We start from the raw sequence: 13,160 nt of genomic DNA, 5'->3' as shown, positions 1-13,160 counted from the left end.
AAGTGGATCCCATTCCGTACCCAGTTGATAAAGCAGGCATAAAAAAGAACAAAAGCCCCGTAATCCATGCTGCCATTACAGGGCTTTTGTTCGGGAGCCTCCGGAGAGACTCCCTCATGGGAGAGGAGAAACCGGACGAAGAGCTTATGGGGAAACGTAAGTCTTCTCCGCGGTTGTCTACGACATTCATTGATGTCGATATTTCAAGGATGCCCGGCTGCTGCCTAAATATACCTTACTTAGAAAAAAACTTGGGAGCCATGAGGTTTCATTTTTCATATATGGGACGATTGTGTTACGATAATCACTGTCCATGGCGTTGTCATGGCATTAAATTTTTGGATAATGAAACGGGTGAATGAAGCAGTGAGAGTAGTATCCGGAAGTGCTAAAGGCCGGCCGCTCAAAAGTGTGCCAGGTACAAGCACCCGTCCGACGACGGATAAAGTGAAAGAATCCATATTCAGTATGATCGGCCCTTACTTTGAGGGGGGAACCGCGCTTGACCTGTTTGCAGGTACGGGAGGCCTTGGTATTGAGGCGTTAAGCCGGGGAATTGATCGTGCTGTTTTTATTGATGTGGAGCCGAAAAGTATCAGTACGATCAAGGATAATTTGAAGGCTGCCCGGCTTGAGGAAAGAGCCGAGATATACCGCAACGATGCGGCAAGAGCACTTAAAGCACTCGAGAAGCGCAGCTTCAAATTCGATCTGGTCTTTTTGGACCCGCCATACAGATTCAAGAACGGTGATGAGCTGATGGTGGATATGGCCGAGCGAAGTTTGCTGCAAGACCTGGCTGTGGTGGTATTGGAATACGAATCGAGTTACAATTATCCTGAGAAATTTGGTGATTTTTGTTGTCTCCGGACCGTGAAGTATGGAGAGACCGCCATATCGATATACCGTTATGAAATTGCGCAAGATCAAGCGGGCAAGCTTGACGAGGAGGAATTACAGGATGACAAATGAGAATACTAGTACATATCGCGTTGCCGTATACCCGGGCAGCTTTGATCCGGTCACAATGGGTCACATGGACATCATTACACGTGCTTCGAAGCAGTTTGATCTGCTGATCGTAGGCGTGTTGAATAATTTAAGCAAAAATCCGCTGTTTACGGTGGAGGAGCGGACGGAACTGTTGAGACAGGCCACAAAACACCTGCCTAATGTCGAAATCGACAGCTTCCGCGACCTTCTGGCGAACTATATCCGCCAGAAGAATGCCCAAGTCATCGTACGTGGTATTCGCACGGTCACCGATTTTGAATATGAACTTCAGCTGGCTTCCACCAATCACAAGCTGAACCCGGATGCGGAGACCATCTTCATGATGACCCATCCGAAATATTCGTTCTTAAGCTCAAGTCTTGTTAAAGAGATTGCCCACTTTAATGGAGATACTACGGATCTGGTGAGCCGCGAGGTTGATGCAGCCCTACGCCGTAAATTCAGCGGCGATAACGCTCAATAAAGCGGGAGCACAACCCGAAAACAGCTATCAACAACAAACAAATCACGGCCTGGAACTGCAAAAATGAAGGAAAACCGCTCCAAAAATTAAAAAGCTGTTCTGTGGCTGCATGCTCTAGAGGCTCCGTTCGGAACGCCGGTACAATGCCTGCCGAAAGAGCACTGGCGGGTTTCCATAATGCGATTGTAATCAGAAAAGCGAACACGGAATGCAGGGCGCGCTTCATCATAAAGAAACGCCAGGAGAGACCGGTTTCCCGCATCAGGGACAGGCTTTGCAGCTGGGCGCTTATCCCGCTCCATGCCAGTGTGGCGGACAGAACGGCCAGCTGCAGGGTTCCTGTTGAGAATGCTGAGGTGCTGATAGACTGGGCTGCGAGATGGATTTCCAGTAATCCTGATGTGAAATATGACGGAAGCTGCGGCAGCAGATGGCTGCTCAATACTCTTATAATGACGGCGAAGAACAATATAAAGCCGCCTGTCATCATTAAGGTCTGGACCGAACGGGTAACGGAATCACCCAGCAATTTACCGAAGCCCCGGCCATCCCGTTGATGAGCATCCAGCGCTGCGGCGGAGGCGCGTTTCAGGATGGGGTGTTTGGCTAAGTCGTTCATGTGTGTATGGTTCAGGGGCAGTGCAGCGATCTGCCTGTTTGCTGTATGGGAATTTTTACTGAATAGACCGAATGTCCAAGCGGCAAGCAGTCCGGAAATCCAGTGAATGATCAGCAGCAGGTAGCCTGCTTCAGGTTTATGCAGCAGCCCGGTTCCGATGACAACGAGAATGGTCATCGGATTGCAGAAATGGGATATAGCGGCGAGCTTGCCGGCATCGCTGGCATGGAGCTCGCCCTGTTTGTACATACCGGAGGCAGCCTGTGCTCCTGCCGGGAACCCGGCTGTCATTCCTGTTATGAGAACCCAGCCGCCAGTACCGGGAAGTTTGAATATTTTCCTCATCAGAGGGTCTAGCAGAACGCCAACTCCATGGGCCCAGCCATAGGCAATGAGTATTTCCACCAAGACGAGAAAAGGAAGCAAAGCGGGGAATACGATGTTCCACCATAGCTTGAGTGCCTGCAGGGTGGCTTGGAAGGCAGGCTCGGGTGCGCTGACGACAGCCAGTACAAGCAGGAAAGCAGCGGCCCCCAGGAGGATGGTGTTCCACAGCCCGTTTGATGACTTGACGGCGTTGCCTTTATTCATAAGGAATCTCCTTTCTGCGTAAACATGGCTAGTACAACTTTATGCAAGGGAGACAACCGTCAGACCAAACTTGGTGGAAGGCTGGACATATAAGGCGGAGGGAAGGGAAATACATGAAGAAGTCCGTAAAACCGAATGGCTTAAAAATCGCGCTGTATTTATTGTTGGTCGGGGTTATGCTGTACGTTGTCGTTTATATGCCAACCCCTTATCTCGTATACCAGCCGGGAAGCGCTGAGGAGGTTCGCCCGATGATTAGCATAGAGAAGGGCGATCCGGCGGAAGAGGGAACATTTATGATGACAACCGTGTCGGCAAGTTATGCGAATATTGCGCTGTTAATGCTGTCTGCGTTTAATCCCAATGCAGAGGTTGTAAAGAAGGCGGAAAAGATGGGCGAGCAGAGCAAGGATGAATATGCAGCCACACAGGTGTATTACATGAATTCCTCCCAGTCTGCCGCAATGGAAGCTGCCTACCAGGAAGCCGAGGTGGATTACAGTATTGAGCCTGCCTATGTATTTGTCATGTCGATCTCTGAGAATTCAGCCAATGCCGAGCATTTCCGGCCAGGGGACAAACTGATTAAGGTGGATGGGCAGCCGGCGGAGGATAATGAGAAAATTGCCAGCCTGTTAAGTGGAAAAAGCATAGGTGATGTGGTGTCCGTAGAGCTTGACCGCAAAGGGAAAACCGTTAAGGAACAGGTGAAGCTGGTTAGCATCAAGGATGATAAGACAGGCGCGGAGCGTCCAGGTCTGGGCGTTATGATCGCCACGATGCAGAAGGTGGAGCCGGCTGATCCGGACCACACGATCCACTTCGCGGATACGAATATCGGGGGGCCGTCGGCCGGGCTTATTTTTACCCTGGAGATTTACAATCAGCTCACCGCTGGAGATTTAAGTAAAGGTTACCGGGTAGCTGGAACAGGCACCATTGATAAATCAGGTGCTGTAGGCCCCATCGGGGGAGTGAAGCACAAGATTGTTGCTGCGGACCGGAAGGAAGCCGATATCTTTTTTGTGCCACAAAAAAAATTATGACGAGGCCAAGAAGCGGGCGGACCGAATCAACACGGATATGAAGCTTGTGCCGGTTGAGGATCTGCAGGATGCCGTGGATTACCTAGAGGAGCTGCCGCCTAAGGGGTGAGCGGCGGCAGCAGGTAGTCGCTGTAGAAATGGCGGATATCCGGCACGGGGTGACCGTTCGCGTAAACGGCGGCAGCCATCAGGTCCCGTTCCAGTTGAGGATGCTGAAGTAGCGTGGGCTTTTGGATCACGGGAAGCGTAGCGCTCTTCTTCATCCGTTTCAGCAGCCCGCGTCCGGTCTCGTTGAATCCGAGTACCCGAATATACCCGGGACCTTTGGCGAGCTCTTCAGGGCTCATAGAGCCCTTGTCATGGTTCAGCATGATGTGCAGCAGCATGCGCTGAAGCTTGGTACGCGTATAACGTTTGGTCTTCAGCGCTCCAAGGAGTCCTTCAACCGTCGGGTTCTCCAACTGTGAGAGCATGCGCTGTACGCGATGCTCCAGACCCTCGGTGACTTCGAGGTAGTCTTCAAGCTGGGCGGGTGTGTGTGTGAGCAAGGTTTGAAACAAGGGCTGGCGAAATCGTTCCCAATGGATCGGAGCTTGTCCGGCCTGGATTTCCCGGTTCATGATCTCCAGAGTGAACTCCGGTATGTAAGGTCTGGCAGCATTCAATCCTTCCGAAAGGATGATATTCCGGATAGCGGTTGCGCTGGCAATGGAAGATGATCCTGGGAGCGGATCGTGATATTGTGCCTGTTCTCTTGGAATGGTATAAGGTATAATACGGCTGTTTAGCCGGTTGAGTGCGATCAGATAGTGCAGCCCAAGTGAATTGTTCGGTTGTGTCAGCAGTTCCTGCAATGGGTTAACAGCGGGTCCGGATTGGCCGAACACGGCCGCAGCTGCAGCACCATAAGCGGACGGGAAGTTCATTCCTTCCTGGAGATGCTGTTCAATTTTCGACCGGAATTCGCCGGGTTCGTTCGCAAGTAAACGGGAGAGCGGCAGAATCTGCTCCAGCGAGCCGCTCTCCGAACCGAAGGATAAACAGTCGACGACCCCGGTAGCCTCCAGAATGGATACCGCACCGTACGCGAACCATTCCGCTGGCTGAACGGCATAGGTGACCGGGAGCTCGATACATAGGTCAACTCCCATGGCGAGCGCCATTTCGGCACGGGCGCGCTTGCCTGCAATTGCGGGCTCGCCTCGCTGCAGGAAAGGGCCGCTCATGACTGCAACCACGGCGTCTGCGCCGGTTACTTCCTTGGATTTATGATAATGCAGGACATGACCATGATGTAAGGGGTTATATTCAACCACAATACCAACCGTTTTCATTTGCTTTTCAACTCCTTGATAAGAATATATCATAATTACATGACGTTCCTGTAACAATAAACGTGTCGCCCTAGCGAGTGATGTTCTTGGGGTAACATGAGAAATATCGGGAAACAATAATGGTTCTTCAAGGTTATCCTGTTGACAAAACTCTTGCGGAATCGGTATAATAATCTTTGTTTGTTTGGAGTGATGGATATGCTAATTCAATTTCGTAAATTGACAACCAGCGATCAACCGTTACAGTTCCATCAAACCGTGGATGTAAGCAACGCCGTTAAGGGCCGAAAAGATATTGTTGCTGTTCAACCACTAGACGTGGATTTGAAAGCAACACCTTCGATTTCCGGTACGGTTGATGTTCGTGGAAGTCTGCAGGGCGAGCTGGAGATGCATTGCTCCCGCTGCCTGAAGCTGATAAACGAACATGTGCACATCCCTTTTCATGAAGTATTCCAGCCGGTGGAAGATCCTGAAACCCTTCAGGATGAGAATGATGATACTACATACGTACAAGGTGAGAGTGTGGATCTCACTCCCTATGTAGAAGAAACATTTTTGCTCCACCTGCCGCTAGCTCCGGTTTGTAGTGCCGACTGCAAGGGACTTTGCCCGAACTGTGGCAAGGACTTGAATGAAGACACATGCAGCTGCGATACGGAAGTGATCGATCCAAGGCTGGCCGGACTCAAGGACTTCTTTAAATGATGATGGATATGGCACCCGTGTTCAGCGGGTTGAACTGATAAGGAGGTGGGAACATGGCAGTACCTCAACGTAGAACGTCCAAAACACGTCGTGACAAGCGTCGTACTCATTTTAAGCTGGCTGTGCCAGGCATGGTGAAATGCGAGCAATGTGGAGAATTGAAACTTGCTCATCGCGTATGTAAAGTATGCGGAACGTATAAGGCAAGAGAGATCATCAAACAATAGTTTTTAAATAAGTAGTACTTCATCTTTGGTGAGGTGCTATTTTTTTTGTCCGAAGTCCCCCTTTCTTTTTAACGTGACTTGATTTATACTTTACATTAGTACCAGGTTCTAATATTTGCGACTAATTTACATATATGATTGAAGTATGGCGGCTTTAATAGCGGCAGAAGGAGTTGTTTCGTCATCGATCGTTTATCCAAGAAAGACCGTCACCAGCGGCTGATTCAGCTGATCGACGAGAATCCCTTTGTTACAGACCGCGAGTTGACTCGCCAGCTTAAAGTTAGCATTCAGACGATTCGCCTTGACCGCATGGAACTGGGCATACCGGAGCTTCGTGAGCGGATGAAGCAAATGGCGGAGCATTCCTATGACCAGGTTCGTTCCCTGTCGCTTGAAGAAGTGATCGGGGACGTTGTTGACTTGCAATTGGACAAGAGCGGAATATCGATATTTGAAATTCGTGAGGACCACGTATTTAGCAAAACGCGGATTGCCCGTGGACATTACGTGTTCGCACAAGCCAATTCACTTGCAATTGCCGTTATCAATGACGAAATCGCATTGACCTCTTCAGCGGATATACGGTTCCTGAGACAAGTGCGCCTCGGGGAGAAATGCATTGCCAAAGCCTACGTTAGGTCCATTGCCGGCCAGAAGGGAAAGGCCAAGGTGGAAGTGTTTACTTATGTCGCTGATGAAATGGTGTTTCAGGGGAATTTCGTAATTTACCGATCTACAGGAGAATGACATAAGTAAGGGAGGAACTTTGGCCATGAGAATTGTGGTTGATGCGATGGGCGGTGACAACGCCCCCAAGAGCAATGTTGAGGGCGCGCTGATTGCCGCACAGGAATGGAAGGATACAGAGATCATCCTCGTTGGGGATGAGGCGCAGATGGGAGCTTTCCTTAAGGACAAGCCAGCTAATCTGAAGGTTGTTCATGCAAGCGAGGTCATTGAAGCGGAGGATGAGCCGGTGAAGGCCGTCCGCCGGAAGAAAGATGCTTCGATGGTTGTGGCGGGGCGAATGATTCGCGAAGGCGAAGCGGATGCCATGATCTCGGCAGGCAACACAGGAGCCCTGATGACAACCGGGCTCCTCGTTGTGGGGAGGATGAAAGGCATAGAACGCCCTGCGCTTGCGCCTATGATTCCTACGCTTGACGGCAAAGGGATGCTTGCCCTGGATCTGGGTGCAAATATGGACTCGAAGCCGGAGCATTTGCAGCAGTATGCCTTAATGGGCAGTCTGTATCGCGAGAAGGTGCATGGTATCGCCAAACCGCGGGTCGGGCTGTTAAATGTCGGCACCGAGCCGGGCAAAGGCAATGAATTGACCAAGCATGCATATCCATTACTGGAGGAGCTGCCGATTCATTTTGTTGGCAATGTGGAGTCGCGTGATGTGATGAATGGGGTTTGCGATGTGCTTGTGTGTGATGGATTTTCAGGCAACATCCTATTGAAATCGATTGAAGGAACAGCCGGTGCTCTCTTTTCACTGTTGAAAGAACAGTTCAGCAAGTCGCTTAAGACCAAGATGGCTGCTGCCTTGATGATGCCGGAATTACGCAGCCTGAAGTCCACGCTGGATTATAAGGAGCATGGCGGAGCGCCTCTCCTCGGTCTCAGCGGCTTGGTTGTTAAGAGCCATGGTTCATCGGATGCGAATGCCATCAAGAATGGGATTCGCCAGGCGCGGACGGCGCTTCAGAATCGGTTGGTAGAGAGTATTTCGAATGAAATCAGCGGGAAGTGAGTGAGGACATGAACAATTTGCGTCCGGTCGGTATTATTGGAACAGGCAAATATGTGCCCGAGAAGATACTGTCGAATCGTGATTTGGAGAAAATGGTAGATACTAGCGATGAATGGATTGTCTCGATGACGGGCATCCGTGAGCGGCATATTGCCGCACCGAATGAAGCGACCTCGGATTTGGCTTATCATGCAGCGGTAAATGCGCTCAAATCCGCTGGAATGCAGGCTGAGGATCTGGAATTGATCATTGTGGCAACCATTACGCCGGATATGTTCTTTCCGTCCACAGCATGTCTGCTTCAGGATCGATTGGGAGCCAAGAAAGCGGCGGCATTTGACCTGTCGGCAGCTTGCTCGGGGTTTGTATATGGCCTTGCTACAGCCACGAATTTTGTGAAGACGGGCATGTACAACAATGCTCTTGTTATCGGTGTGGACTGCTTGTCCCGCATTACGGACTATACCGACCGGAACACATGCGTCCTGTTTGGTGACGGTGCCGGAGCTGCGATTGTCGGTGAAGTGCCGGAGGGCAGGGGATTCCAAGCGTTCGATCTGGGCGCGGAAGGCGCGGGCGGAGCCCACTTGTATATCGAGGCAGGCGGTTCCAGATTGCCGGCTTCTGCCGAAACGATCAATACGAATAAACATTATATTTATATGAATGGCCGCGAAGTGTTTAAATTTGCGGTACGGGTTATGGGTTCTGCGACGGAAGCCGTATTGTCCAAAGCAGGCATCGACAAAAAGGATATTGATTTATTTGTCCCTCATCAAGCGAACATCCGGATTATCAAGTCGGCTATGGAGCGTCTGGAGCTTCCGGAGGAGAAGGTTGTTATCAATGTTGATAAATACGCCAACACATCGGCTGCTTCCGTGCCGTTAGCTCTTGTCGAGGCGCAGGAGTCGGGCCGCTTGAAAGAAGGGGACAAGGTATTAATGGTTGGTTTTGGCGGTGGCTTAACCTGGGGATCCTCGGTACTCATCTGGTAACAGCATTTATTTAGATCCTTTTGATAGAGATAGAAGGGAGCCAACGATTTTGGGTAAAACAGCATTTATATTTCCTGGTCAGGGCGCTCAGTCCGTCGGGATGGGGAAGGATGCATATGACGCGCTTCCCTCCGTGCAGGATATGTTTCAAACAGCGGATGATAAACTTGGATTCTCGCTGAGCTCCATTATTTTTAATGGTCCTGATGCAGAACTTAAACAAACAGTAAATACGCAGCCTGCTCTGTTGGCAACAAGCCTGGCCTATCTGGAAGCCATTCGCGGTAAGGGAATCGAGCCGGATTACGTTGCAGGCCATTCCCTGGGCGAGTACAGTGCGCTTGTATGCGCAGGCGTGCTGTCGTTTGAAGAAGCGGTATCCATCGTAAGAGCCCGCGGGGAATACATGGAAGCAGCGGTTCCAGGAGGCCAGGGAGCTATGGCTGCTGTGCTTGGTGCAGACCGGGACGCTTTGACCACGCTGTGCAGTGGCATTACAGCAGAGGGGCACGTCGTGGAGTTAGCCAACATGAACTGTCCGGGTCAGATTGTCATTTCGGGCTCAGCCCAGGGCGTTGCAGCTGCTGCAGAAAGAATTAAGGAAGCGGGCGGCAAGCGTGCAATACCGCTGGAAGTCAGCGGGCCTTTCCACTCTTCCTTGATGAAGGAAGCGGCAAACCGGCTTGCAGATAAGCTGGAGCAGGCCTCCTTCCATACACCTTCCGTGCCGGTGGTTGCCAATGTAACGGCACGCCCGGTGGACGATGCCGCTGCAATCCGCGGTTTGCTGGTGGAACAGGTATATTCCCCTGTGCTGTGGCAAGACAGTGTGGAATGGATGATCAGTCAGGGTGTGGATACCTTTGTCGAGATTGGTCCCGGCAGCGTACTTAGCGGTTTAATTAAAAAGATTGACAAATCGGTTAAAGTCATTAACGTGAATAGCCTGGACAGCGTCAACAGCTTGGAGACTGTCGTATAAAATAACTGCTGATCCATGTCGGATCACTCTAGAAAGGAGGAACAGGTATGAGTGAAGCTCTAAAAGGACAGACTGCGCTTGTTACGGGTGCTTCCCGCGGCATTGGCCGGAGCATTGCTCTCGGACTTGCTGATCTGGGCGCTAACGTAGCGGTCAACTATGCAGGGAGCGAAGCTGCCGCAGCCGAGGTTGTGGAAGCAATTCGCGCAAAGGGCGTATCGGCAATCGCGATAAAATCCAATGTTGGACGAACCGAAGAAGCCGAAGCCATGGTAAAGCAGGTAATGGAGGCTTTTGGTCGAATTGATATCCTGGTGAATAACGCAGGGATTACTAGAGATAATTTAATCATGCGTATGAAGGAAGAAGAGTTCGATCAGGTGATCGAAACGAATCTTAAAGGGGTATTCAACTGTCTTAAAGCGGTAACACGTCCTATGATGAAACAGCGTTATGGACGGATTATCAATATATCTTCTGTTGTCGGGGCCCTTGGCAATCCGGGGCAGGCCAACTATGTTGCGGCCAAAGCCGGTGTCATCGGCCTGACCAAATCCGCCGCACGGGAGCTGGCTTCCCGCGGAATTACGGTAAACGCCGTGGCTCCCGGTTTTATCGATACCGATATGACCCGGGAACTTTCCGAGGACATGCGGGAAGGTCTGCTCGGCGGTATTCCGCTCGCCCGTCTCGGTCAGCCAGAGGAGATTGCCGGGGTGGTTGCCTTTCTAGCATCTTCCAGCGCATCCTATATGACTGGACAGGTGCTGCATGTGGATGGCGGTATGTATATGTAGACGCCGCCGATGATCTGGCGCTGGCCGCTGGACATTAAATCGTTTTCAAATGCCTTCTATGGCAATTTGAAGTCATATCTCGTATAATTACCAAGAGGAGGTGAGCCGGATGTCCGATGTATTGGAACGCGTGAAACGCATCGTTATCGACCGCCTGGGTGTTGACGAAGCCGACGTAACATTAGAAGCATCTTTCAAAGACGACCTTGGAGCTGATTCTCTCGATGTAGTTGAATTGGTGATGGAGTTGGAAGATGAGTTTGATATGGAGATCTCTGATGAAGATGCGGAGAAAATTACGACCGTAGGTGAAGTTGTAAATTACATACAATCTCATACCTAAGTCATTACAGTTAAGTCCCGTTCTTTAGCAAGGCGGGACTTCTCCACATTCAATCCTAGCTTCAGTGGCAACAAGTGATAGATTATTACTGCCTTTGTTCAGCTTGAGCCGGAGGTTCGGACTTCATGGCTGGACGGGCAGTCCATATAGAGGTGAGTTTGTTTGAAACAAAGAGTCGTTGTAACAGGAATGGGAGTCATGACCTCGATCGGTCAAGATCTTGATACATTCTGGAATAGTTTAATGGAAGGCAGGTCTGGCGTATCCCGCATCGAAGCATTTGATGTCAGCGAATACACAACCCAGATCGCAGCTTCCATGAAAGAGTTTAACCCGGAAGATTATATGGATCGCAAGGAAGCGCGCAGAATGGACCGTTTCGTGCAGCTTGCTGTTGCAGCCGGTTCGAAGGCACTTGAGGACAGCGGTCTTGAAATTGGAGTGAATGCCGACGCTGAACGGGTTGGCGTATCGATTGGATCGGGTATCGGCGGTTTGGGAACCTGGGAGGATCAACATAACATCCTGCTGGAGAAGGGCCCGAAACGTGTAAGCCCATTCTTTATTCCGATGATGATCGCGAATATGGCTTCCGGCCAAATGTCGATCAATCTCGGAGCCAAGGGTCCGAACACAACGCAAGTTACAGCTTGCGCTACCGGAACGCATTCTATTGGTGATTCATACCGTCTGATCCAGCGCGGTGATGCAGATGTGATGATCTGCGGCGGAGCGGAGGCAACGATTCGTCCGACAGGAATGGCTGGTTTCTGCGCTATGCGTGCAATGTCAACCCGCAATGACGAACCGGAGAAGGCCAGCCGGCCATTCGATACCGGTCGTGACGGTTTTGTCATGGGTGAAGGTGCGGGTGTGCTCGTGATCGAATCTTTAGAGCATGCAACAAAACGCGGAGCTAAAATCTATGCCGAGGTGATCGGTTATGGTTTAAGTGCCGATGCTCATCATATTACCGAGCCGGATCCGGACGGAGCAGCACGCTGCATGAAGATGGCCATTCGCGATGCGGGCATTGAGCCGGAGGAAGTAGATTACATTAATGCTCACGGAACTTCAACACCGGTCGGCGACCGTTCGGAGACGAAGGCGGTTAAAATGGCACTGGGTGACCATGCCTACAAAGTTGCCGTAAGCTCAACCAAGTCGATGACAGGTCACTTGCTTGGAGCAGCTGGCGGCGTTGAGGCCGTTATCTGCGGGCTGAGCCTGAAGAACCAAATTATTGCACCAACAATTAATCTGGAGGATCAGGATCCGGAATGTGATCTGGATTACGTTCCTAATCACCCGCGTAAAGCCGATTTGGATATCGTCATGTCCAATTCGTTCGGATTTGGCGGGCATAATGCTACGATTATCCTGAAAAAATACGCCGAGTAAGGGGACAGTGTGTTGAGTGGAGATCTGAAGCAGTTACAGCATAAACTTCAAATCCAGTTTCGCAATGCAATGCTGCTGAAGCAGGCCTTTACCCACGCATCTTATGTTAACGAACATCGCTTCAGTCAGAGCCAGGACAATGAGCGCCTTGAATTTCTAGGAGATGCCGTTCTGGAACTGACGGTCAGCGAATTCCTATACAACCTTTTTCCGGACCGTCCGGAAGGCGAATTAACCAAGCTGCGGGCCGCGATCGTATGCGAGCCTTCGTTGGTACAATTCGCTGTAGGTCTGGACTTTGGTCGTTACGTTCTGTTAGGCAAAGGAGAGGAAATGACGGGCGGTCGAACCCGCCCTGCTCTTCTTGCTGATGTATTTGAATCATTTGTGGGGGCGCTTTATCTGGATCAGGGATTGGAAGCGGTTCGCCGGTTTTTGAGCGACCATGTTTTTCCCTCGGTGACCGTCAATGGTCGTCCGCAGATGAGCGACTATAAGACCGAGCTTCAGGAACTGACCCAGCATCACGGCATGGGCGCACTGGAATATCGTATCGTAGAAGAGCGAGGACCGGCACATGAGCGGGAGTTTGTCTCGGAGGTATACATGGGAAGCGAATGTCTTGGACGCGGAAGCGGCAGATCCAAGAAAGAAGCCGAGCAGCAAGCAGCGGCAGTAGCCTTAAAGCAGCTGAAACGTGCGGATGCCTAAAGCTTCGCTGATGTGATGACAAACAAAGAGCAAAGAGCAGTCAAGCGGAACCGGATAGGATGACTGTTTTTTGCTCTTTTCGTTGTCTGGCATTTGCCTTAGGGACAGCTGTTTATGACGTTAGTGGACCTCGTCCAAAGACGGCGGTGAAGCCGATTCTACTT

General features: G+C 50.8%; 14 protein-coding genes and 1 pseudogene. 13 read left to right on the top strand and 2 right to left on the bottom strand.

What is annotated here, in order from left to right; translation table 11 throughout:
* The first annotated feature begins 366 nt into the window (after positions 1 to 366).
* A complete protein-coding gene (gene rsmD, locus PVOR_RS20580; protein WP_040680801.1) occupies positions 367 to 972 on the top strand; it encodes a 16S rRNA (guanine(966)-N(2))-methyltransferase RsmD in 606 nt (201 codons plus the stop codon).
* A complete protein-coding gene (coaD, locus tag PVOR_RS20575; protein WP_006211388.1) occupies positions 962 to 1,477 on the top strand; it encodes a pantetheine-phosphate adenylyltransferase in 516 nt (171 codons plus the stop codon). The genes rsmD and coaD overlap by 11 nt, the downstream gene beginning before the upstream one ends.
* Here coaD and PVOR_RS20570 read toward each other — a convergent pair.
* A complete protein-coding gene (locus tag PVOR_RS20570) occupies positions 1,455 to 2,687 on the bottom strand; it encodes a nucleoside recognition domain-containing protein (RefSeq protein ID WP_006211387.1) in 1,233 nt (410 codons plus the stop codon). The genes coaD and PVOR_RS20570 overlap by 23 nt on opposite strands.
* 113 nt (positions 2,688 to 2,800) lie before the next feature.
* Here PVOR_RS20570 and PVOR_RS20565 point away from each other — a divergent pair.
* Positions 2,801 to 3,842 (top strand): annotated as a pseudogene (locus PVOR_RS20565) (SepM family pheromone-processing serine protease).
* On the opposite strand, the gene PVOR_RS20560 reads toward PVOR_RS20565, so the two are convergent.
* On the bottom strand, positions 3,832 to 5,067 hold the full coding sequence (locus tag PVOR_RS20560) for a nucleotidyltransferase (RefSeq protein WP_006211384.1): 1,236 nt from the start codon (positions 5,065 to 5,067) through the stop codon (positions 3,832 to 3,834). The pseudogene PVOR_RS20565 and the gene PVOR_RS20560 sit on opposite strands and share 11 nt — an antisense overlap.
* A 198-nt stretch (positions 5,068 to 5,265) precedes the next feature.
* Here PVOR_RS20560 and PVOR_RS20555 point away from each other — a divergent pair, with 198 nt between their 5' ends.
* From PVOR_RS20555 to rnc, 10 genes are all read left to right on the top strand, one after another.
* Positions 5,266 to 5,775, top strand: coding sequence for a YceD family protein (locus tag PVOR_RS20555; protein WP_006211383.1), 510 nt, complete (start codon positions 5,266 to 5,268; stop codon positions 5,773 to 5,775).
* Positions 5,776 to 5,828: 53 nt separating this feature from the next.
* Positions 5,829 to 6,002, top strand: a complete 174-nt coding sequence (gene rpmF / locus PVOR_RS20550) for a 50S ribosomal protein L32 (protein WP_006211382.1) — start codon at positions 5,829 to 5,831, stop codon at positions 6,000 to 6,002.
* 183 nt (positions 6,003 to 6,185) lie between these two features.
* On the top strand, positions 6,186 to 6,752 hold the full coding sequence (fapR, locus tag PVOR_RS20545) for a transcription factor FapR (protein ID WP_036642423.1): 567 nt from the start codon (positions 6,186 to 6,188) through the stop codon (positions 6,750 to 6,752).
* Between the two features lie 25 nt (positions 6,753 to 6,777).
* Positions 6,778 to 7,764, top strand: coding sequence for a phosphate acyltransferase PlsX (gene plsX, locus PVOR_RS20540; protein ID WP_006211379.1), 987 nt, complete (start codon positions 6,778 to 6,780; stop codon positions 7,762 to 7,764).
* 8 nt (positions 7,765 to 7,772) lie between these two features.
* Positions 7,773 to 8,762: a beta-ketoacyl-ACP synthase III gene (locus PVOR_RS20535; protein WP_006211378.1), complete on the top strand. Its 990-nt coding sequence runs from the start codon at positions 7,773 to 7,775 to the stop codon at positions 8,760 to 8,762.
* 49 nt (positions 8,763 to 8,811) lie between these two features.
* Entirely contained in the window at positions 8,812 to 9,744 is a 933-nt protein-coding gene (gene fabD / locus PVOR_RS20530; RefSeq protein WP_006211377.1) for an ACP S-malonyltransferase, read from the top strand.
* A gap of 47 nt (positions 9,745 to 9,791) precedes the next feature.
* Positions 9,792 to 10,541, top strand: a complete 750-nt coding sequence (gene fabG, locus PVOR_RS20525; protein WP_006211376.1) for a 3-oxoacyl-[acyl-carrier-protein] reductase — start codon at positions 9,792 to 9,794, stop codon at positions 10,539 to 10,541.
* A gap of 109 nt (positions 10,542 to 10,650) precedes the next feature.
* Positions 10,651 to 10,884: an acyl carrier protein gene (gene acpP / locus PVOR_RS20520; protein ID WP_006211375.1), complete on the top strand. Its 234-nt coding sequence runs from the start codon at positions 10,651 to 10,653 to the stop codon at positions 10,882 to 10,884.
* A gap of 162 nt (positions 10,885 to 11,046) precedes the next feature.
* Positions 11,047 to 12,285 (top strand): beta-ketoacyl-ACP synthase II, encoded by a 1,239-nt coding sequence (gene fabF, locus PVOR_RS20515; RefSeq protein ID WP_006211374.1) that lies wholly within the window; start codon positions 11,047 to 11,049, stop codon positions 12,283 to 12,285.
* A gap of 12 nt (positions 12,286 to 12,297) precedes the next feature.
* The gene (rnc, locus tag PVOR_RS20510; protein ID WP_006211373.1) at positions 12,298 to 12,996 is read left to right on the top strand and encodes a ribonuclease III; all 699 of its coding nucleotides are present in this window, start codon (positions 12,298 to 12,300) and stop codon (positions 12,994 to 12,996) included.
* Positions 12,997 to 13,160: the final 164 nt, after the last annotated feature.

This window comes from Paenibacillus vortex V453 (assembly GCF_000193415.1).
GTDB lineage: Bacteria > Bacillota > Bacilli > Paenibacillales > Paenibacillaceae > Paenibacillus_AQ > Paenibacillus_AQ glucanolyticus.
The sequence above is the reverse complement of the archived record's forward strand: the minus strand, read 5'-3'. Positions and strand labels throughout refer to the sequence as shown.

What these genes read in the sequence shown, in the direction of transcription:
- coaD (WP_006211388.1), top strand. Translation starts at nt 962, where the DNA reads ATGACAAATGAGAATACTAGTACATATCGCGTTGCCGTATACCCGGGC.
- PVOR_RS20570 (WP_006211387.1), bottom strand. Translation starts at nt 2,687, where the DNA reads ATGAATAAAGGCAACGCCGTCAAGTCATCAAACGGGCTGTGGAACACC.
- PVOR_RS20560 (WP_006211384.1), bottom strand. Translation starts at nt 5,067, where the DNA reads ATGAAAACGGTTGGTATTGTGGTTGAATATAACCCCTTACATCATGGT.
- PVOR_RS20555 (WP_006211383.1), top strand. Translation starts at nt 5,266, where the DNA reads ATGCTAATTCAATTTCGTAAATTGACAACCAGCGATCAACCGTTACAG.
- rpmF (WP_006211382.1), top strand. Translation starts at nt 5,829, where the DNA reads ATGGCAGTACCTCAACGTAGAACGTCCAAAACACGTCGTGACAAGCGT.
- plsX (WP_006211379.1), top strand. Translation starts at nt 6,778, where the DNA reads ATGAGAATTGTGGTTGATGCGATGGGCGGTGACAACGCCCCCAAGAGC.
- PVOR_RS20535 (WP_006211378.1), top strand. Translation starts at nt 7,773, where the DNA reads ATGAACAATTTGCGTCCGGTCGGTATTATTGGAACAGGCAAATATGTG.
- fabG (WP_006211376.1), top strand. Translation starts at nt 9,792, where the DNA reads ATGAGTGAAGCTCTAAAAGGACAGACTGCGCTTGTTACGGGTGCTTCC.
- acpP (WP_006211375.1), top strand. Translation starts at nt 10,651, where the DNA reads ATGTCCGATGTATTGGAACGCGTGAAACGCATCGTTATCGACCGCCTG.